This window comes from Panacibacter ginsenosidivorans, assembly GCF_007971225.1.
GTDB lineage: Bacteria > Bacteroidota > Bacteroidia > Chitinophagales > Chitinophagaceae > Panacibacter > Panacibacter ginsenosidivorans.
In genome coordinates this window covers 3,445,974-3,466,192 of sequence record NZ_CP042435.1, presented here as the reverse complement: position 1 = coordinate 3,466,192, position 20,219 = coordinate 3,445,974, and the positions used below count along the sequence as shown (strand labels likewise).

The 20,219-nt window shown below is 37.8% G+C and carries 14 protein-coding genes; 6 read left to right on the top strand and 8 right to left on the bottom strand.

Features of this window, described 5'->3' with window-relative positions; genetic code table 11:
- Window positions 1–243: 243 nt before the first annotated feature.
- Window positions 244–1,404, bottom strand: a complete 1,161-nt coding sequence (locus tag FRZ67_RS14560; protein WP_147190502.1) for a sigma-54-dependent transcriptional regulator — start codon at window positions 1,402–1,404, stop codon at window positions 244–246.
- Window positions 1,405–1,625: 221 nt separating this feature from the next.
- Complete coding sequence (locus tag FRZ67_RS14555) at window positions 1,626–3,197, bottom strand: BRO1 domain-containing protein (RefSeq protein WP_225975341.1); 1,572 nt, start codon at window positions 3,195–3,197, stop codon at window positions 1,626–1,628.
- A gap of 556 nt (window positions 3,198–3,753) precedes the next feature.
- On the opposite strand from FRZ67_RS14555, the gene FRZ67_RS14550 reads away from it, so the two are divergent.
- From FRZ67_RS14550 to FRZ67_RS14545, 3 genes are all read left to right on the top strand, one after another.
- Window positions 3,754–4,182, top strand: coding sequence for a DUF2541 family protein (locus FRZ67_RS14550; protein ID WP_147190500.1), 429 nt, complete (start codon window positions 3,754–3,756; stop codon window positions 4,180–4,182).
- A 36-nt stretch (window positions 4,183–4,218) separates the two neighbouring features.
- Window positions 4,219–4,344, top strand: coding sequence for a hypothetical protein (locus tag FRZ67_RS23780; protein WP_262713643.1), 126 nt, complete (start codon window positions 4,219–4,221; stop codon window positions 4,342–4,344).
- A 311-nt stretch (window positions 4,345–4,655) separates the two neighbouring features.
- Window positions 4,656–4,838: a hypothetical protein gene (locus FRZ67_RS14545; protein ID WP_147190498.1), complete on the top strand. Its 183-nt coding sequence runs from the start codon at window positions 4,656–4,658 to the stop codon at window positions 4,836–4,838.
- Window positions 4,839–5,443: 605 nt separating this feature from the next.
- Here the strand turns inward: FRZ67_RS14545 and FRZ67_RS14540 are convergent.
- Window positions 5,444–10,384 (bottom strand): T9SS type A sorting domain-containing protein, encoded by a 4,941-nt coding sequence (locus tag FRZ67_RS14540; RefSeq protein WP_147190496.1) that lies wholly within the window; start codon window positions 10,382–10,384, stop codon window positions 5,444–5,446.
- A gap of 408 nt (window positions 10,385–10,792) precedes the next feature.
- On the opposite strand from FRZ67_RS14540, the gene msrC reads away from it, so the two are divergent.
- Window positions 10,793–11,269 carry a free L-methionine (R)-S-oxide reductase MsrC gene (gene msrC / locus FRZ67_RS14535; RefSeq protein WP_147190494.1) on the top strand — a complete coding sequence of 159 codons (477 nt, stop codon included), beginning with the start codon at window positions 10,793–10,795 and terminating at the stop codon, window positions 11,267–11,269.
- A gap of 67 nt (window positions 11,270–11,336) precedes the next feature.
- Here the strand turns inward: msrC and carB are convergent, their stop codons facing one another.
- Complete coding sequence (gene carB / locus FRZ67_RS14530; RefSeq protein ID WP_147190492.1) at window positions 11,337–12,980, bottom strand: carbamoyl-phosphate synthase large subunit; 1,644 nt, start codon at window positions 12,978–12,980, stop codon at window positions 11,337–11,339.
- Window positions 12,981–13,355: 375 nt separating this feature from the next.
- On the opposite strand from carB, the gene FRZ67_RS14525 reads away from it, so the two are divergent.
- The gene (locus tag FRZ67_RS14525; RefSeq protein WP_147190490.1) at window positions 13,356–15,071 is read left to right on the top strand and encodes a M23 family metallopeptidase; all 1,716 of its coding nucleotides are present in this window, start codon (window positions 13,356–13,358) and stop codon (window positions 15,069–15,071) included.
- Window positions 15,072–15,074: 3 nt separating this feature from the next.
- On the opposite strand, the gene FRZ67_RS14520 is transcribed toward FRZ67_RS14525, so the two are convergent.
- Complete coding sequence (locus tag FRZ67_RS14520; protein ID WP_147190488.1) at window positions 15,075–15,806, bottom strand: class I SAM-dependent methyltransferase; 732 nt, start codon at window positions 15,804–15,806, stop codon at window positions 15,075–15,077.
- A gap of 72 nt (window positions 15,807–15,878) precedes the next feature.
- Between FRZ67_RS14520 and bcp the strand changes: the two genes are divergently transcribed.
- The gene (bcp, locus tag FRZ67_RS14515) at window positions 15,879–16,349 is read left to right on the top strand and encodes a thioredoxin-dependent thiol peroxidase (RefSeq protein WP_147190486.1); all 471 of its coding nucleotides are present in this window, start codon (window positions 15,879–15,881) and stop codon (window positions 16,347–16,349) included.
- 150 nt (window positions 16,350–16,499) lie between these two features.
- On the opposite strand, the gene FRZ67_RS14510 is transcribed toward bcp, so the two are convergent.
- The 3 genes from FRZ67_RS14510 to FRZ67_RS14500 all read right to left on the bottom strand — a co-directional run bounded on the left by FRZ67_RS14510 (window position 16,500) and on the right by FRZ67_RS14500 (window position 20,121).
- Window positions 16,500–17,702, bottom strand: a complete 1,203-nt coding sequence (locus FRZ67_RS14510) for a DUF1501 domain-containing protein (protein WP_147190483.1) — start codon at window positions 17,700–17,702, stop codon at window positions 16,500–16,502.
- A gap of 87 nt (window positions 17,703–17,789) precedes the next feature.
- Window positions 17,790–19,244 (bottom strand): DUF1800 domain-containing protein, encoded by a 1,455-nt coding sequence (locus FRZ67_RS14505; RefSeq protein WP_147190480.1) that lies wholly within the window; start codon window positions 19,242–19,244, stop codon window positions 17,790–17,792.
- 307 nt (window positions 19,245–19,551) lie between these two features.
- Window positions 19,552–20,121 carry a fasciclin domain-containing protein gene (locus FRZ67_RS14500; RefSeq protein ID WP_147190478.1) on the bottom strand — a complete coding sequence of 190 codons (570 nt, stop codon included), beginning with the start codon at window positions 20,119–20,121 and terminating at the stop codon, window positions 19,552–19,554.
- Window positions 20,122–20,219: the final 98 nt, after the last annotated feature.

Sequence of the window (20,219 nt, the reverse complement as noted above, 5' to 3'; positions counted from 1 at the left end):
GTTATAAAGACTATTAAGAGGTTTAAAGAAATTTTTATTTACTAAACAATGTAGATATATTTAGCTCCTGTTGCGTCGCACTCTTGTACCTGTAGCAATAATTTCAGCAATTAACAATCATTGCTTTTTGATGCCATTATTTACTTATAATTTACGCAATACCTCCTGCTGATAATTGTTTTGAAACCTGAAGTGTGCGACGCAACGGGTGATGCCACATATAATGCTGATGGGTACAATAAATTATGCAGGCAAAACATAACTTTTTATATCTTCCATAGTAATAGTTTTACCGGAAAGTATAACCAGTCTTTCCACTACATTTCTTAACTCGCGAATATTACCTGTCCAGTTATGTTGCTGAAGTAGCTCCATTGCCTTAATATCTATTGATTTTTTTGCCTGGCCATAATCCTCCGCAATATCTTCCAGAAATTTATTTATTAGCAAAGGAATATCATCACGTCTATCATTTAGTGAAGGCACATGTATCAATATTACGCTTAGCCTGTGATAAAGATCGAGCCTGAATGTTTTGGCTTCAGTTTCTTTCAGCAGGTCTTTATTGGTTGCGGCAATAACGCGTACATCAACAGGTATTTCTTTATCGGCACCAACCCTTGTAATTTTTCCTTCCTGCAAAGCGCGTAACACTTTGGCTTGTGCACTTAAACTCATATCGCCAATTTCGTCAAGAAATAAAGTTCCACCATTTGCCTGTTCAAATTTTCCGATACGCTGTTTAATAGCTGATGTAAACGAACCTTTTTCATGACCAAACAATTCGCTCTCTATAAGTTCGCTGGGGATAGCAGCGCAGTTTACTTCTACCAGCGGTCCTTCAGCGCGATTGCTTTTTTCATGGATCCATTTGGCAACAAGTTCTTTTCCTACACCGTTCTCCCCTGTTACCAAAATCCTCGCATCTGTTGGCGCTACTTTTTCAATAGTATCTTTTATACGCATGATGGGTTCGCTAACGCCAATCATTTCCTGCACGCGGTTTACTTTGCGCTTGAGTACTCTTGTTTCTTTACTAAGATTATTTTTATCAAGTGCATTACGTATTGTAATAAGCAGCCTGTTAAGATCCGGTGGCTTTGCTACATAATCATAAGCACCTTTTTTTACAGCATCGACTGCCGTTTCAATTGTGCCATGCCCGCTGATCATGATAACAGGCACATCCGGGCTTTTTTCTGCAGCACGTGTTAAAAATTCAAGCCCATCGATCTTTGGCATTTTTATATCACATAACACTACATCATAATTCTTCTCATTAAAAAGTTTCCAACCTTCTTCGCCATCAGCAGCTTCATCAACTTTAAAACCCTCATACCCCAATATTTCGCTAAGAGTTTTACGTATCGCCCTTTCATCATCAATAATCAAAATATTCGACATATTATCAAAGTTTACGTGCTAAGATATATTTATTTACTTGTGCAACCAGCAAAAGAAACTAACCGGTTTAAATATTAAAGTATTTTACAGAAATGAGCAAATGGCAAGTGAAATAGTTAACGTGGTTACTCATTAGAAATATGAAAGATGCAGTGTGCGACGCAACGAAGCTTAATCCGTGTTACAATAGCTAAGTTCAAAAAAATATTTATTTATAAAAGTTATGCGACTATCTGACGATATTGCCTCTTACGTCCGCTGATGTATTTCTCATGAATAATATCGCTCATTGTTTTATTATACACTTTACCTTCTACCCATGATATTACATCCAGATAAGCAAACGCTCTTGTTTCAAAACGGTTCTTTTCAAGATGTTTGATCTTATGCAGGAATTTTTCGAGCTCTGGTTTTAGCTGCTTGTTTGAAAGGCTGAAAGAGTTGCGCACAAACCGAAACATTTCTTCTTCAACAACTGTAAGGTTCTTCATTTTAGCCATAAACCGATAGACAGATTTCATAAGGGACTCGATGATATCATCGTTGCCCATTTCATAATGCGCCATAAGATGCAACAGGCGTGCATAACACTGCAGATCTATGCGCAGATCTGCATTATCTGTAATGATGCGGTGAAGATAATCTATAGACTTGCTGTACTCGCCGCTGCCAAAATAAAGTGATGCAATTTTATAATTGAAAACAAGAATACGATGCCTGTCTATATATAATCCATATTCATCCAGCTTTTCTTCTATGTATGGTATAATAGTAAGCCCATCTTTAAAAGTGCCTGTCATAAGATGCCAGTTTATTTTTGCACTGTAAATGTATATGAATGTGTGTATCCGAAAATTATCGTGAAGATTTGCAGCCGGTGTTTGAGCAAATGCTTCAAATTTTTTAAGTGTGATTTGGAATTGTTCAAAATTACGCAGATCAAAATGTGCATTCAGCAGGTTATGCATGCCTTTTATAAAGTGGCCCGTTTCAACACTTTTCATAGATGGCTCATCTTCAAAAAGATTAATCCATTTTTGACTATAACGGTAATACATCAAAAAATCCTGTTTTATAAAAGCATACCAGCTATAACTCTGGTATAGATAAAGCAGTTCATAAAAATCTGTAATGGTTTCTGTGTGCTTGGGCAGACTACTTTTAAAAAATTCATTAATAGCTTTTACATCCTGCCCATGTCGGGCATGACCATTTTTAACGTACCACCTGTAAAGCAATAATGCAAGATTAGATAATTGAGACACCCTGTCTATGTGTCTGCTTATATCTTTCGCTTCAATTGCAAGCTGTTCAGTCTTTTCCAGTGAACTACGAGTTATATGTAAGGTTTCAATTTTTTTTTCCAATGATATTACCTGGGCCAGGTAATTGAATTTATGATTGGTCTTGGCTAATTCTTTAGCTTTTTCCAATATTTTAAGACTTTGCAACTTAAGACCTTTATTGTAGAGTATACGGGCATGATCAAGGTGCTCACTCAACTGCAGATCAATGTTATCAGATGTCTTCAAAAGTCTTAAGCTACCTAATAATTCTTTGTATAAATGTACTTTTAAATTGGCCAGTTGAGGTTTGCTTACAGGAGAAAGCCTTTTTATCAATAATTTTTCATCATAGTCCTGCATTTTATCCATCGCATCGAAAAGCTGTATGATTTTAAGGTCTTCTTTGGCTGAACTACGTTTAATATATAGCTTAAAATGCCGTTTTTCAGCCTTTTCCAGGGATCGAACCAGTTGAAATAATGCGTCTGTAAACCTGTTGGACATCATAACGAAAATCTCCTAAAACTCAATGCCATTAATCGTTTTAACAAAATTTATTCCGCTTTGGCATCATTAAACACGGACTAAATTGATTGTTGTGTTGTAAATACGCGTTATACATTTGTACTGCTAACGCGATAATCATACGGCAGGCAATCGTTAAAGCAAGCAAATGTTGGAGGCCTGAAAATTATACAAGCAGCTTGGCTGCAAAAATAAAAAGATTCTATTTAAGATTTTCATATGGCAAGCAATCGTTAGAGGCCGTCCTGTTTCCACAGGAGGGCTTTTTCATTTGGCCGCCGAATGTACAGCCAATTATTCTATCCAAAAAAAATTATCAGTATTTTTTTGCCATCTATGAGGATTTTTTTGTCATATGCTTCATATCTCTGTACATTTTTTTCTGAGTCACTCACTTGTACTAAACACTACATTCAACAACCGTTCGTTTAACATATTGGTATTTACTTCTCATTCTTAATACAGCATCCAGATTCCAGCAAAATCCGGAATGATATTTGGCTTTACAGAATTGATCATAAAATTTAAAACATTTATTATGAAAACACGATTTTTCAGATTACTCTTCGCACTCCTGATTATTTGTTCTTCAGTTGGGTATGCCACAGCGCAAAAAGAAAAAGAAATAGAGCCGGCAGAAAAAGGGACATGGCAGCATATCGGAACCGCAACTGTTGGTTTTAAGACGGACAGAGATGTAGTAGTGGTAACAGGAGCCGATGCATTCCGAAAACTTAAGTTCAAAGTAAAGGATGCTAAAATTGAAATACTGGACATGGATGTAATTTTTGAAAATGAAGAACATCAAGACATACAGGTAAGATCCATTATAGAACGTGGAGGTGAAAGCAGGGTAATTGATTTGAAAGGTAATTCAAGACGAATAAAAAGAGTTGCTTTTGTTTATAAAACAATACCGGGCTTCAATTTTGAAAAAGCAGAAGTAACTTTATGGGGCGAAAAATAATTGTAGGAATTTATTAGAATTTAAAAAATCTTAGAAATGAATATCAAATTTAAAGAAACTATTGGCATTATACTTTTAGCAACCGCAGTCATAACTACATTAGCATGGTTCAAAAACAAGAGCAAAAAAAATGCTGACGATTATGATTGGATAATGTGGTAATAAATATTTATACAAATAAAAGCTCCTGAAAAGGAGCTTTTATTTGTTTGGTGCAAAAATTACAAAGAAACCTTAAAATAATAACACTTATGGGAATTTGGTTGCTCACTTAATTACTCACTTTATAATCCAATTACTGTTTATAAATTTTATCTGCCGTCCATACTTAATAAAAGCCCCACAAAAAACTGACTGTGTAAAAGGCTTCCAAAATAAAACGGCATTGTGATTTTTCACCACTTCATATGTGATTTTCCACATTGATGCAATAGTTTATACAATTAATTTTGCGTTCTCAAAAACTTATGAAAATGGAAAACATCAGTGAGAAAGTTATGATGTGCATGATCGCAATAGCCGCCATTCAGTTCATCATCATTTTTATTATTATTAAGTCTGGCGTTAAACAGACTCACCCGGATTATGAAGCATGTAAAAAAAATTTAATCGAACTCCTAAATAATTCTACAAATGTTTCTGATGCCCAATACTGAAAATGCTTTTTAGTATTACTTTAAGAAGTATGTTTAAATATATAAGCTAATCCTATGAAAACAATTCACCGCAAACAAAATAATACTCATTTAAATTTAAAAATTGCTACTGAATTTTATATCGCTCTTTCAGTTATATAATATTGAATGCAAAGAGGGATTTAGTAAAATGCCCAAGCTTTCCAAAACAGATAAGAGGAAAATACTTACATCTTCCGTATCCATGCAACGAAAAAATAATGTAATACAACAGTTAAGCACACATTTATCTTCCTGGGCCGACATATTTTGTAAAAAATAACTGATAAGCTAAAAATGAGGGCGTACAAAAAATGCAGTGCAAAAAATTATGTTACCTGCTGTTGCCAAGTGTGTCATCTGCAGTTGTGTCACTCACTTGTACGTTCATAGCAACATTCAGCTACGAATTGTAGGCAATAACTTTTTATACTTATTAATTGCTGCAATTCTTTCTTAAGTACAAGAGTGCGACGCAACGAAAGCTAAATTTTATCACTGTCGCTCGACAACAAAAAGTGATATTGGCATAAATAAAAAAGCCACCTTAAAAGGCGGCTCTATTTTTTCTTTGTTTTTATGTAGGGTTATTGGCTAGTAGTTTTAATGATCTTAATGTTTTCAATATGCACACCTTTTAGTATACGAACAATATACATACCCGAAGCAAAATCACTACCGAAACGATATTGCTGGCTGGCACTTCCACTCGTTTTGTATACTACTTTTCCAGTCATGTCAACAACGAGAATATCTATCCTTTCCGTGCTATTTCCATTTGTAATAAGTGTAAAAGCAGATGGTGATGGGTTAGGCAATATCATTGCTTTGAACAAGCTGTCGTTTGGATTGAATACGATTGACAAATCCGGTCCTGAATTACTACAATCTTCTGTTCCAGGCATCATTTTTACATCAATCGTAGCTATGCAAGCTTTACTATCTGTTACTGTAATAGTATGAATACCTGCTTTTACGTTTCCGAATATATTTCTTGTTATGAATGGCTTGCCATCAATGCTGTATTGGTAAGGTGCAACGCCACCGATTGTTGTTATGGTAATCGTTCCATCTGAACCACCTTTACAACTTATTGCAGTTGTATCAGCTTTAAGATGCATTTCTGATGCTTTACCAATTGTTGCAATTGCAGATGCAATGCAATTTCTGCTGTCTCTTACCTGCACTGTATAAATTCCTGCAGGGAGGTTATTGAATACATTTGAGGATTGAGAAACGCCGCCGTTAATACAAAACAGGTAAGGGCCTGATCCACCGCTAAACCCAAGTGTAATTGCGCCATCGTTTTCGCATGCACCCGCATTAGTGATGCTTTGAACCTGTGCAACCAATGGTGGCAATTTTGTCATATCCACATTTATGGATTTTGTACAACCACGCCAATCTTTTACTGTAATAGTGTATTGCCCTACACTTAAATCTGTAAATGTGCTACTGCCTTTAAAAGGTTGGCCATTTACACAGAATTGATAAGCACCGCCTCCACCTGAAGCCATTACTTTTATTTCGCCATTGCTATTCTTACAGCTACTTACGGGTATCAGGCTGCTTACCTCTAAAGCGAGTTGGCTATTTCTTCTAATATTTGTTGACGCAGAAGTTTCGCATCCCCGACTATCTTTTACTACCACCGTATATTCGTTTTCCGGTAATTTGGTAAACACATTTCCACTTTGGAAATCTTCGTTGTTAATACTGTATTCAAAAGGTCCAATACCGCCTTGATTAATTACTGTCCCTGAACCATCAGCAAATCCACAAGCACTTACATCAGTTACTTCACTAAACCATGCTTTCATTGGAGCACTCTTTGTTACAACTGTCGGAACAGAACTAATGCATCCATTACTATCTTTTACGATAACTGTATAGGATCCATCAGCAAGATTATTAAATTCATTACTGAGCTGGTAATTACCTGCATTCAAGTTGTATTGGTAAGGAGTTGTACCGCCCGTTACATTTACAGTTATAGCACTAGACAATCCTTTGCAAGCACCATCGTCCGCATTGCTTGAAATACTCACGTTTAGCGGGGCAGGTTCCGCAACTGTAATATTTGCATTGCAAATATTCCCAAGTGCATCTTTAACTGTATAGGTATAGGTGCCCGCAGTAACGGTATATATACCCGTACCTGTATAAGGAGCCAAGCCACCGGTTGCATTTACTTTTACGGTAGCAGTACCGCCGTTACATAAAATTGATCCCTGTGTTGCTGTTGCAGCCAACTGAGCTATTTGAGTGTTGGCTATCATAATGGAATTACTTGCCTGGCAACCGTTGGCATCAGTAACTGTATAACTATGCTGACCTTCTGTTGCAGTAAAATTACCTGTACCTGTGTATGGAGTGATTCCTCCATTAGCCGTTACGGTTACAGTTGTTGCCTTTTGATCATTGCTAATAGGTTCAGCTTTCACAAATACTTCTAATGCTGAAGGCTCTGACAGATTAATTGCTTGTGTTGCAGAGCAGCCATTGGCATCAGTAACCGTAAAACTATAACTGCCTGCCAGAGCTGTAAAATTGCCCGTGCCAATATAAGGGGCAGTACCGCCTGATGCAGATACAACAATATTTGTTGTGCTGCTATTACAAAGAATAGGATCGGCGGACAGACTGACATTTAATTTTTGAGCCGGCTCAATAATATTAATCGTCTTTACCGCAGTACATCCATTTCCATCTGTTAAAGTGTAAGTGTAAATGCCCGCATTAACGGTAAAGTTACCAATACCTGAATACGGAGTAACTCCTCCGGTTCCAGATACATCTATATTAGTAGTCCCGCCGTTACACATTATTTTTTCAGTGGTCACAATAGCGCTAAATGCTGGAGGCTCGTTTACAGTTATGGTTATAGAACTATTAGTACCATCAGCATCCGTTACAGTATAAGTATAAGTACCTGCAGCAACTATAAAATTACCTGTACCCGAATAAGGTTCAGTTCCTCCTGTTGCAGTAACTGACACTGTTGTAAAACCACCATGACAACTGATATTTTGTGAAGAAGCAAAAGCTTTGAGGGAGCTTTTAGATTTTGTAACAGTAAGTACAGTATTCGAATTGCAGCCGTTGGCATCTGTAACGGTATAAGTATATGTACCTTCTCCCGCAGAAAAACTACCCACCCCTAAGTAAGGGGAGGTGCCTCCAGTTGCTGATACAGTAACCATAGTAGTATTTTGATCTACCGAAATTTGAGAAGCTTCTGCTGTAACCTGCAATGCAGTTGGGCTTGTTATCTGTACAGTTGTTTTTGTAAGACAACCACCAAGGGAATTTACCGATACAGTATACGTTCCCGCAGCTAATCCACTTACGTCCTTAGTAGTGGCTTTGAAATTAGAAGTTCCTGACCAGTTATAGGTAAACGGTCCTTCGCCGCCACTACTTACAAGGTCAATGGCTCCATCTTTAGTACCAAAGCAACTTATTGATTTTACAACTGGTTGTAATGTAGGACTACTGTTTACTGATGTAGCCTCTACCAAAACATTATAGGTGGGAACATTGTCTCCACGAACCGGAATATTTCCATTATAAACACCTTCCTTGATAGGCTTAAACTTTACAAAAACTTTTTCACTAAATACTGCCCCCCGATCTTTTATAATTACAGAATCAGGATAAGTTTTACCACTATCAATTGAAAAGGCAAACCCATTCAGAGGACCAATTATGGTATTTCCCTGAGGCAGGAAACTACCGCTAACATAAAGTGTTTGGTAAGCAGATCCCTGTATGCACATTGGCGAAAAAGGTTTAAGCGAGGAGGCTGAAAAACCAGCTACCTCACCAACATTCGGTCTCTTTAATTCTACAGTGGAAAAAATAACATCCTCCGTTCCGGTACTTTTAATATAAAAATCTGCACCATTTTTTGCTCTATTTCCAAAATAAGCATCATTAATGGTTACAGACGCTCTTTTCCATGAATTGGTATTGGTTCCTGTTACCTGTATAGACGATTGATCGGTATTTACTGCACCATCATAAAATAACTCCCAGCTACCGTAAGAATTATCAAAATATATTATTTCAATAACCACCGGTTGTTTGCTATCAAGTGGGACATCATTAAAAAATGCATCTTCAACATTAAAGTATAAAGCATTTTTCCCTTTTGCTAAATCAAATCCTCTGGCAAACCTGCCATACATATCATTCTTATTAGCAGACTGAACATTCCAATATCCTACGCTTGTTTCATTGGCCTTTATCTGGTGAAGATACCTTTCATAATTACCTGGAAAAATATCCCAGCCAACATCATTAATACCTTTGGCGCCAAGATTACTTATTTCGTCATTCATAGCACTGTGCACATCCTCAAGTTTTGCACCATGTGAAGCAAATTCATTCGCGATTTTTGTATATCGGTTGGGGTTTCCCCTTACAGCCTTCCCATATAAATTTTCAGGAAATCTTACCGCGTCAGAAGCATCAAGACCATCTCGTAAAGCACACAATGCATGAGCACTTTTTGACGGATCTTTTTCTCCTGCATATTTATTAAAAAAACCATAGGCAGAATCGTATACTTTATTCCCAATCTGCTCATATCCCTGGTTATTCCAGTCAAGTCCCCAATATATATCATAACACATTAAAGCAAACATGTTCATTGCTGGTGCCTTTGTCCACCATGCAGATTTTGTAGCACCACCTGTTATCTCTGAGCGTGCTCTGATATATTCACCTGCAATTTGCTGATTCAATATCGGATACAGCCATTCAGCTTTAGATCCTTCATCATTTAACTGGTACCCTTTTCCAATAGACCCTGCTTTTAACCATCCGCCGGGACAATTACTTAAAAGCCAAAGCGCCTGATCAGGGCCATTATTTTTGGGGTTACTTAATACATATATTTTAGGATTGGTATTCCTGTATTCATCGTAATAAGCCTGACTGAATTCCTGGAAAAGCGCATAAAAACCAGCATTTGTTATCCTGTATTGTCTGTCAACATCTCCTTTATAACTGATATAATCTCCGGTGCTGCCAAAACATGCCTGCACAGCCAGTACCTGATTCCGAACGTTGGACGGCAATGTTTCTACATGTTCACGCACCCTTTGGATCATGCGCTTAAAATAAAATTTGTAGTTAGGATCTTCATAAAAAGGACAATAAGCAATTACATTCCCCCTGTTATCTTTTTCTGCAACTTTTGGTACGCCATTACTGTATAGCCATTCCGGCGCATCCTCTTCCGTAAATACCATAAATATCAGGGGTAAACTATCAGCAGCTCTTAAGGCAAGATTATAATCAAATTCCTTCCAATCCCATTTATCAGGAGCAATTTCAAGTTTTGCCCATTTGAAATTGCATAAGCGTCCACGTATTTCAGGATTAATGGTAGAGGAAACAGGGTCTCCATATGTTTGCCAAATCCCATATTTGGTTTTTGAAAGATCAGTTACCTGCGAAAATACAGGCACCGACATTAAGGTGAGTATGATTGCACAGAGGCATACCACGCGGTTTTTCATAAACCAGAATTTGGATATTAGATATTGGATAAAGCCTGCATCGCAGGTAATGCAAAAATATATATCAAACGCAGCAAACCCCTTTGGTTACAATTAAATAAAAATTAATAGCCCGTTAATGATCTGCGTCGTCTATGTATTATCACGCACCTAACTAATACGCTTAAAGCAACAAATAATTGTATGCACCCCGGTATTTTTACCCACAGAAAACAATGTTAATACAGCATATTAAGGTTTTTGTCCCTGGCAGCAGTACATTTTTAATCTTGCGTTGCGTCGCACTCTTGAACTTTCTGTTGATCACTAATCAGAACGATCCAGTGTGCGACGCAACGAAAGCTCCATTTTTGCACTGGTGCTGACTACCAAAAAATCATTCCTAACTTTGCCCCTATAAATTTTTTTATGGCCGAAGATCTAAACATTATAACAGGAACAAAGAAAGAACAGTATGAGACGTTGATACCGCAGATAAATGGATTACTGAAGGGCGAAACAGACCTTATAGCTAATCTTGCAAATATAGCAGCAGCGCTAAAAGAACAATTCGGCTGGTTGTGGGTAGGGTTTTATTTGGTAAAAAAAGATGAACTGGTTTTAGGGCCGTTCCAGGGACCGGTTGCCTGCACACGTATTCGTAAAGGGCGTGGGGTATGCGGTACAAGCTGGGCCAAAGCTAAGACATTGATTGTTCCGGATGTTGAAAAATTTCCGGGGCATATTGCCTGCAGCAGTCTTTCGAAATCTGAAATTGTTGTACCTGTGTTATTAAATAATGAAGTGGTAGCTGTACTGGATGTTGATAGCGAACTTTTTAATCAGTTTGATGAAACCGATCAATTATATCTTGAACAGATCATAAGTTTTATTTCCTTCAATTAAAATGTAGGGTAGGATTTAACAGAAACCCATTTCGATGCAATGGGTTTCTCTGTTGTAAGAAAACATGTTATTCAAAAGTGCTATAGAAATATGGGGTTTTAGCCTCAAACTCTGCACTGCAGGTATCTACCATTTTGTAAACACGGATTATTCCAAGCGACTTTCTTTTCTCGTAAATCTGCTCTTCGGTTGTATTGCTGTGGAGAATACGGGCAATCTGCTCGTCTCCAAAACCGTTTTGTTTGGCTTCTTTCAAAAGATCTGCTGTTAAGCTTTCCAACGAATGATTGGCCAATTCTTTTTCAATACGGCAAATCTCCTGAATCTGGTAAATAAACCAACGGTCAATACCTGTTGCCTTCACGATGCTTTTAACTGTAACACCCTGCATCAGTGCATCTTTTATACGGAAGATTCTGTCCCACTTCGGCACTTTTATATATTCGATCAGGTCATCGCTTTTCATAAGGCTCTTGCCATAATAACCAAGACCAACCGCTTCATTTTCCAGGCTCTGACAGGCCTTTTGAATAGCTTCTGTAAAGCTTCTGCCGATAGCCATTACTTCACCCACGCTTTTCATTTGAAGACCTAAGGTATCATTGGCGCCTTTAAATTTGTCAAAATTCCAGCGTGGAATTTTGACGATCACATAATCGAGCGCCGGTTCAAAATATGCCGAAGTTGTGCCGGTTATCTGGTTCTTCAATTCGTCCAGTGAATAACCAATTGCCAATTTAGCTGCGATCTTTGCAATAGGGTAACCGGTAGCCTTACTTGCCAACGCGGAGGAACGGCTTACACGTGGGTTAATTTCCACGGCAATCAGTTCTTCTGTTTCGGGATTCAACGCAAACTGCACATTACAGCCACCTGCAAAATTGCCTAACGAGCGCATCATCAGCATAGCCTGGTTACGCATGTCCTGGAAGGCTGTGTCGCTCAACGTCATTGCAGGTGCTACCGTTATAGAATCACCGGTATGAATACCCATCGGGTCAAGATTTTCGACCGTACAAATGATCACGACATTATCATTCTTATCACGCAATAATTCCAGTTCGTATTCTTTCCAGCCCAGCACAGCTTTTTCTACCAGTACTTCATGTATTGGTGATGCCTGCAAGCCACGCTGCAAAGCTTCATCGAGTTCTGATTTGTCATGTACAAAACCACCGCCGGTACCGCCAAGCGTAAATGAAGGACGAATTACCAGTGGGAAACCAATCTCCTGTGCAAATTCTTTTCCTTCCAAAGAACTGTTGGCAACCCTGCTTGGTGCCACTTTTATCCCGATCCTCATCATCAGCTGGCGGAACTTTTCCCTGTCCTCCGCTGTATCAATGGCAGCCACATCTACCCCGATCATCCGCACATTGTATTGCTCCCAAATGCCCAGTTCTTCCGCTTCTTTGCAAAGGTTCAAAGCAGTTTGACCGCCCATAGTAGGCAATACTGCATCGATATTATTTTCTTTTAAGATCTCCTCAATACTTTCCACGGTAAGCGGCAACAAGTATACTTTGTCGGCCATCATCGGGTCAGTCATAATGGTGGCGGGGTTACTGTTTATAAGTATCACTTCAATTCCCTCCTCACGCAGACTTCTTGCCGCCTGGGATCCCGAATAATCAAACTCGCAGGCCTGACCAATAATAATGGGCCCTGAACCTACTATCAGCACACTTTTAATCGAATTGTCTTTTGGCATGGTATAGATAAATTGCGCAAATGTAAGGGCGTTTAAAGTTTTTTACGGAGTTAAATTTTAATAACATCAGTTAGTATGAGAAGTTCTGTGGATAACCAGGTTTTTATGAGCCATGGTGCTGTTACAAAGATGGGGCTGCCGTTGCGTCGCACTCTTGTACTTGTTAAGCAGCTATGAGCTAATAGCCGCGAGCTTTGAGGTATTTATGTTTTGCTCGAACCCCACAGCCCGGATATAGAGGCTTGCTCCCGATAGTTCAGAACGTACAAGTGAGTGACACAACAGGTGTTGCTATAAAATACAAAAGCCGGTAACAAAAAAAAATTAAGAATTCATACGCCACCATTATTTAACCAGCGGGCTTATTTTTGACGCATGGGAAGATTTGTATGTGTTGTTTTATTTTTCGATTTATTGTTTTCGGTTGATACATCGGCGCAGATAAAAAGTCTTTATCCGCAAAATTATTTTCGCAGCCCGCTTGACATTCCGTTAGACCTTTCTGCAAACTTTGGTGACCTGCGCAGCAACCACTTTCATATGGGTCTTGATATAAGAACGAAAGCCAGAGAGAACTTAAATGTATATGCTACTGCGGATGGCTATGTAAGTCGTGTGAAAATTGAAAAGTGGGGTTATGGAAAAGCGATCTATATAACGCACCCTAATGGCTATACCACTTTATATGCGCACCTGAATTCGTTTTATAAAACACTGGAAGATGCTGTAAAAGCAAAACAATACAATGATGAACAATGGGAACAGGACATTGCTTTTTTGCCGGAACAGTTCCCTGTAACTAAAGGGCAATTCATTGCATTAAGTGGCAATACCGGTGGTTCGGGCGGGCCGCATTTGCATTATGAGATACGCGATACAAAAACAGAGAACAACCTTAACCCTGAATTATTCGGTTATAATATTCCCGATAATTTAAAGCCAACCGTGAATGGTTTGTACTGGTACGACAGAAGATACAGCACCTATCAATCACCTGCAAAATCTATTGCCGTAAAAGCAAGTGGCAGTGATTATACAACTGCACTAAAAGTGGTGCAGGTAGGCTCTCCATTAGTAAGTCTTGCTGTGAAGACATTGGATAGACGCATGAATTCTTCTTTTCGTTTTGGCATTTACCAGGCAGAGTTGTGGATGGATGATTCGTTGCTGAATGCTTTTCAGTTAAATGACTTTTCATATCCTGATTCTCGGTATATTAATGCTTGCACAGATTATAGTGTATATGTAAAAACAAAAAGTTTTATACAACATCTTTCTATACTGCCCGGCAATTTATTAAAAGTATTTTCCGAGGCTGGTGGCAGCGGCATAATAATCCTTAGCGATACTGCTATACATAAAATGCGTATTGTATTAAAAGATGTGCATGATAACACAACAAGTATAAATTTTTTGTTGCAATATAACAGGGCGTTACAACAAAACATTACTTATCCTGTCAACGCAAAACCTTTTGTACCGGGCCGTGCCGACAGCGTGATCGGTAAAAATGTAAAAGCATATTTTAGTTCCACCGCTTTTTATGATGCCGTCCCGTTTCAGTTAGCAGAAAATACTTCACCCTCGCCTAAGGCTGTATCCCCAATGGTTGCATTGCACAATTATACAGTTCCGGTGCAGGATAGTTTTACCGTGCAATTGAAAATTACCAAATTTCTCACTGCGTCTTTAAAAGATAAAGTAGTAATGCAACTGATCAGTAATAAGCATAAGGAAGTTACCAAAGGTGAATGGAACGGAGATTGGATGACAGCAAAATTCAATCGCCTTGGCTTCGTGCAATTATTGCTTGATACAATTACACCGGTAATTAAACCAATTGGCTGGGTAAATGGCACCAAATTCACTACTCAAAAAACATTGCGGTTGCGCTGTACAGATGAGCTTGATGAAGTAGAAAAATTTACTGCAACGCTAGATGGACAATGGTTGCTATTTGCTGAAAAAAATGATGATTTTATTTACAGCTTTGATCAATACTGCAAACCTGGAACACATATATTAGTAGTTACTGTCACAGATAAGGCGGGAAACATTGCAAAGCAAAATTTTAAGATCATTAAGCAGTAATCTTTACTCTACCACAAAGATTGTTTGATAAAAATTATTTAGTGCAGAAATAGGTTTAAGTTTTACATAGAAACATTCACGGAAAAGTTTTACTGCATAGAATTCATGGTTGGGTACATTGAATTCGTCAAAGATCAGCACATCACCTTGTTTTAAATAAGGATATAGTTGAGACAATACAAACAAGGTGGATGAAAAAAGATCTGCATCAAGGTGAATGATCTTTCTTCTTTGTTTTTCAAGCAGCGCTTTATTATCATTTATCGCTTTTACTAAAGTATCCTGGAAAATGCCTTTGAAAAAAGTGTGCCTTTTATCTGCAATCTCTTTCATATCATGCGCCATAGCTCCCTTCTTAAAAAACAAACCCCAGTCTTCTGGCAAACCTTCAAACGTATCAAAGCCAAAGAAAACAGCGTCGGCGTTTTTTACATGATTCAGCCACCATTCAAATGAAACACCTGATGCCACACCAAATTCCAGATAGGTTACAGGCGCATTTTCCAGTTGAAATTTATTGACCACAAAATCAAAACCATTTATTCTTTTAGTATAATTTCTTTTCCAGACAAAAAAGTCTTTTTGCTCAACATTTTTTTTATTCTTTTGTATCCATGCAGTAAGCGCTGCAAGATTAGAAAGGAATAATAAAAATTTTCTGAAGGGATAAAATAGATAAGCAATACGGCTTGCGAGAACAATATCTTTTACAAAACTGTTTATCTTTCCAAACATATTTATAAATTAATTATAAAGCGCCCAAATATAGCGCAGCTAAAATTATTTCACTTATAAATAATAACAAACATGCCCGTTTTAAAAGAAGGCGATAAAGTACCTGCAATAAAAGGCGTTGACCAGAATGGCAATAATATTTCGCTTGCAGATTATAAAGGGAAAAAAGTGGTACTCTACTTTTATCCGGAAGATGATACACCAACATGTACGATACAGGCATGCAACCTGAGAGATAATTATGCCTTATTGAAACAGCAAGGTTTTGAAGTAATTGGTGTAAGTCCCGATGATGCAAAAAGTCACAAAAAATTTGAAACAAAATTCAATTTACCATTTACACTTATTGCAGATCTCAATCATAAGATCATTGATAAGTATGGATTGTGGGCGCCCAAGCAAATGTTTGGTCATAAATACATGGGTGTTTTAAGAACAACATTTCTTATAGATGAAAAAGGAAAGATCAGGAAGATCTTTGCAAGACCAAAAAACAAAAGTCATGCAGAAGAAATTATTAAAGCATGGAATGAGTTGAAATGATTTTTGTTTGCAGACTTTAGAATAAACAGGAAGCTTTTGTTGTGTCACTCACTTGTACGCTTTGTTCATAGCCCAGCAAAGTACAACATGTACAAGAGTGCGACGCAACAGTTGATGCCATGAAAATATACCGATGGGTCAATAAAATTATCAGATAAAATTTAAGTAATCATATTGTTGCTTCAATATAAGCTTATCATCAGTTGCAAGCCATTTATTTAAAATTGTGGCATACACATTTTTAAAATCAATTTTATGCTGCAGGTCTCCATCCTGCAGATTAGTAAGATCAGGAAGTTCGTTAATAATACCTTTTTGATTTAGTGCACCACTTACTAAAAACATATTATTAGCAGTTCCATGATCAGTGCCGCCACTTGCATTTTGCGCAACACGTCTTCCAAACTCGCTGAATGTAAAAAGCAACACATCATCAAAACGGTGATTGTCTTTCATGTCCTGCACAAAACTCGTAACTGCATCATTCATTTCTCTGAACAAACGCTGTTGCGTATTTTGCTGGTTAACATGTGTATCAAAACTACCGAGACTTACATAATAGATTTTTGTGTTGATGTCTGAAAGAATTAGCGATGCAATTGTTTTGAGGTTACTACCCAATTCCGTTTTTGGATAACTTGCTTTTGTGGGTCTCAATTTGCTTTGCTCAAAAATATAATCAGCGCTGCTGAGTGTTTCAGCCATTATTTTATAGAGATAATTAACCGGTGCATCGTGATCATGAAAATCATGCGCATCAACCAATTTCTTATAATCCTTTTCGCGACTTGCATTATATAACCTGCCCGGATCTTTTACTGCGATCGCTTTCTGTTCTGCACCTTTTAGTGCAAGGCTTAATACATCATCAATTTCCAAAGCCTGCGTAGGATGTGCACAGCCACTGCATTGTGCGTCGAGATATCTGCCTATCCAACCAGTGTTTACATATTCATCACTCTTTGATGCACTTTGCCAGATGTCCATACTGCGAAAATGACTCCTGTCAGGATTAGGATAACCAACATTATTTAATATTCCCAGACTACCATCATCAAACAAAGATTTAAAACCCGCTAACGCAGGATGAATACCTGTTTCATCATTCAACAATAATGCTTCTCCTTTGGCAATGCCAAGCTTTGGCCTTGAACTATAATAGATATCATTACGTACTGGTATCACTGTATTCAACCCATCATTGCCACCACTTAACTGTAATACCACCACCACTTTGTTACCCTGCGGAACAAAGCCATTATTCTTTTCAAATGCTTTCAAAAATTTCGGCAGCATAAAGGAGGCTGTTGCAAGCGAACCTGTTTGTAAGAATTGTCTGCGTTTGATGTACATGATTCGTATATAAAGTATGTAAAGTATATAGTGTAACGAAACTTCGAAGGCATCCTTCTTAAACTCCCCTTTAGGAGGTTTGCCGGCTTAACACATCTGGTATTCCGGTGTACACATCAATGCCAGGGCAATTGATTGTATATATTCGTCTCTTGATTGTTTACCTGAACCAACACCTGCATAGCCAATATCAATTTTATTGTTTGCTGTTTGCAGTATCACCTTATGCACTGTGTTGTACAGTTCTTTATCGGATATCTTTTTAAATTGTTTCGTGAATTTTTCCCAGTGTATATCCGCAAAACCCGTTGTATCGTCTTTTACTTTTTTTAAACGCGTTATCTTTTCGTTTTGCATACCCATTTGTATGTCATCATCTGTCTTGGCAGAAATATTTACATTGTCATATTGCATCATTTGCGGAATACGTAAGCGGGTCATCAATGTTGAACTGTCTATCCAATTCTCACCACCAGGCCATCCTGCAACATTTGGCGGATAAAATAATACCTGTCCTAAACTTCTTTGTATCAGCAATTGCATTTCGGCAAGCTGCATATCCATGGGCAATGCTCTGCGCAAACCCACCAGCAATGCTACAGGAGATTTTATAACAGCGCCAATATTCTTTTCATCGTAAAACCAATCTGATGTGAAAATATTTCTCATCAATGCTTTTATATCATAATTACTTTCATAGAAGTCATTGGCAAGCGCGGATACTCTTTCTTCATCTACATTATTATTTACAAAATATTTATACAATTTATTAGTGATGAAAAAAGCTGTTTGTTTTTCCTCCAATAAAATGTTCAACACATCATCACCGGAAAAATTACCGGTTCTACCAAGAATAGTTTTGCTCTCATCATCATGAAAAATTTTCCTGAAAACAAATTCGCCCCTCAGGTTGGAACCCCATCCCGTAAAGGCTCTTGCTGCTTCTTTTACATCTGATTCCGTATAATGGCCACGACCCATGGTAAACAACTCCATTACTTCACGTGCAAAATTTTCATTGGGATGTTGCTTTTTATTTTGCTGATTATTCAGGAACTGCAGCATAGCTGCGCTGGTACTCACAGATTTTAAAAGATCCCCAAAATTACCCAGCGCATTTTTGCGTATTACATTTATCAATGCCTGCTGGTAATAATAATTTGAAAGCCTGCATGCAAAATGACCGTGCCAGAACAACGACATTTTTTCAACTAACTGTGCCTCGCTATTTACCATTGTGTCTATCCACAAAAGATTCAGCTTTTTTATATTCTCTGTACTCTTTCGTCTTATCTCCCTGCGCTCTGCATCAGATAATTTTTGTTGCATGCTCATGTCGCCGTTTTCTTTACCATCCATCAAATCTGCTATATTACCCGCACCGGCAACTTTTAAGATATCAGCATTTTCGGAAGATCTTTCTAATTGTTGGTATACCTTTTCTTCATTGGTTGAATTAAGCAAACTAATTTGTTCCGCAGCAGGGCCAAACCCGGCACGCCATAACAAATGCTTATTTCTTTCAAACTGCTGTAAAGACATAATGTTTATTGAGATTTATTTGAACCCGGCTTTTAATTTTCAACTGATCGTTCTTTGCGTCGCACACTTGTACAATATAAGTTATTCAGCAGGAAGCGAATAAAAGAAATATGTATTACACGCAGTATTGCAATCGCCTCGCCTGTTTAAAATAAATAAGCCTTATTGACCAAATTTTATACTAAAGGTTTAACAAATTTCAGAAGCGCCTGATGCCTTTTTCACACTTAGATTCATAAGAAGCATTTTCACAAAATAAAAAAGCATCCGTTTTACAGGATGCTTTTGAGAGGTTTTTTCAAAGAGATTATGACGGCATCAGCACAGTATCTATTACATGAATAACACCATTGCTCTGATAAACATTCTTAATAGTTACTGCAGCCATATTACCTTTTTCATCAGTAAGCATAAGTTTAGAGCCTTTCATCGAGAACGTAAGCGTACCGCCACTTACAGTTTTAAGCATTGCTTTACCGTTACCTGCTTTAATAAGATCAGCAATTGCTTTTGCATCATAATTGCCTGCAATAACATGGTAAGTAAGGATCTTTGTAAGTATGGCTTTATTCTCTGGTTTTACAAGGTTGTCAACGGTTCCCTTTGGTAATTTGTCGAAAGCTTCATTGGTTGGTGCAAACACAGTGAAAGGCCCTTTACTTTGTAAAGTCTCTACAAGACCGGCAGCTTTTACTGCAGCAACCAATGTTGTGTGATCTTTAGAATTTACTGCGTTCTCAATAATATTTTTTGATGGATACATTGGAGCGCCGCCTACATTTACAGTTTTCTCACTAGTCATTTTTTCCTGCGCGTTTGCAGTGTTTACTAATACTGCTGCACCTAAAAACAGTGCGAAGATTTTTACAAGTTTCATACGTTTGATTTTTTTAGTACCTGTTCACAGGCATATCTTTTATTTTTTTTGTTTTAAGAATTGTTACATGTAATCAACGCAAACAGATACGGCAGATG

Coding starts and splice junctions, on each gene's coding strand:
- FRZ67_RS14560 (WP_147190502.1), bottom strand. CDS start 1,404: ATGTCGAATATTTTGATTATTGATGATGAAAGGGCGATACGTAAAACT.
- FRZ67_RS14555 (WP_225975341.1), bottom strand. CDS start 3,197: ATGATGTCCAACAGGTTTACAGACGCATTATTTCAACTGGTTCGATCC.
- FRZ67_RS14550 (WP_147190500.1), top strand. CDS start 3,754: ATGAAAACACGATTTTTCAGATTACTCTTCGCACTCCTGATTATTTGT.
- FRZ67_RS23780 (WP_262713643.1), top strand. CDS start 4,219: ATGAATATCAAATTTAAAGAAACTATTGGCATTATACTTTTAGCAACC.
- FRZ67_RS14545 (WP_147190498.1), top strand. CDS start 4,656: ATGGAAAACATCAGTGAGAAAGTTATGATGTGCATGATCGCAATAGCC.
- FRZ67_RS14540 (WP_147190496.1), bottom strand. CDS start 10,384: ATGAAAAACCGCGTGGTATGCCTCTGTGCAATCATACTCACCTTAATG.
- msrC (WP_147190494.1), top strand. CDS start 10,793: ATGGCCGAAGATCTAAACATTATAACAGGAACAAAGAAAGAACAGTAT.
- carB (WP_147190492.1), bottom strand. CDS start 12,980: ATGCCAAAAGACAATTCGATTAAAAGTGTGCTGATAGTAGGTTCAGGG.
- FRZ67_RS14525 (WP_147190490.1), top strand. CDS start 13,356: ATGGGAAGATTTGTATGTGTTGTTTTATTTTTCGATTTATTGTTTTCG.
- FRZ67_RS14520 (WP_147190488.1), bottom strand. CDS start 15,806: ATGTTTGGAAAGATAAACAGTTTTGTAAAAGATATTGTTCTCGCAAGC.
- bcp (WP_147190486.1), top strand. CDS start 15,879: ATGCCCGTTTTAAAAGAAGGCGATAAAGTACCTGCAATAAAAGGCGTT.
- FRZ67_RS14510 (WP_147190483.1), bottom strand. CDS start 17,702: ATGTACATCAAACGCAGACAATTCTTACAAACAGGTTCGCTTGCAACA.
- FRZ67_RS14505 (WP_147190480.1), bottom strand. CDS start 19,244: ATGTCTTTACAGCAGTTTGAAAGAAATAAGCATTTGTTATGGCGTGCC.
- FRZ67_RS14500 (WP_147190478.1), bottom strand. CDS start 20,121: ATGAAACTTGTAAAAATCTTCGCACTGTTTTTAGGTGCAGCAGTATTA.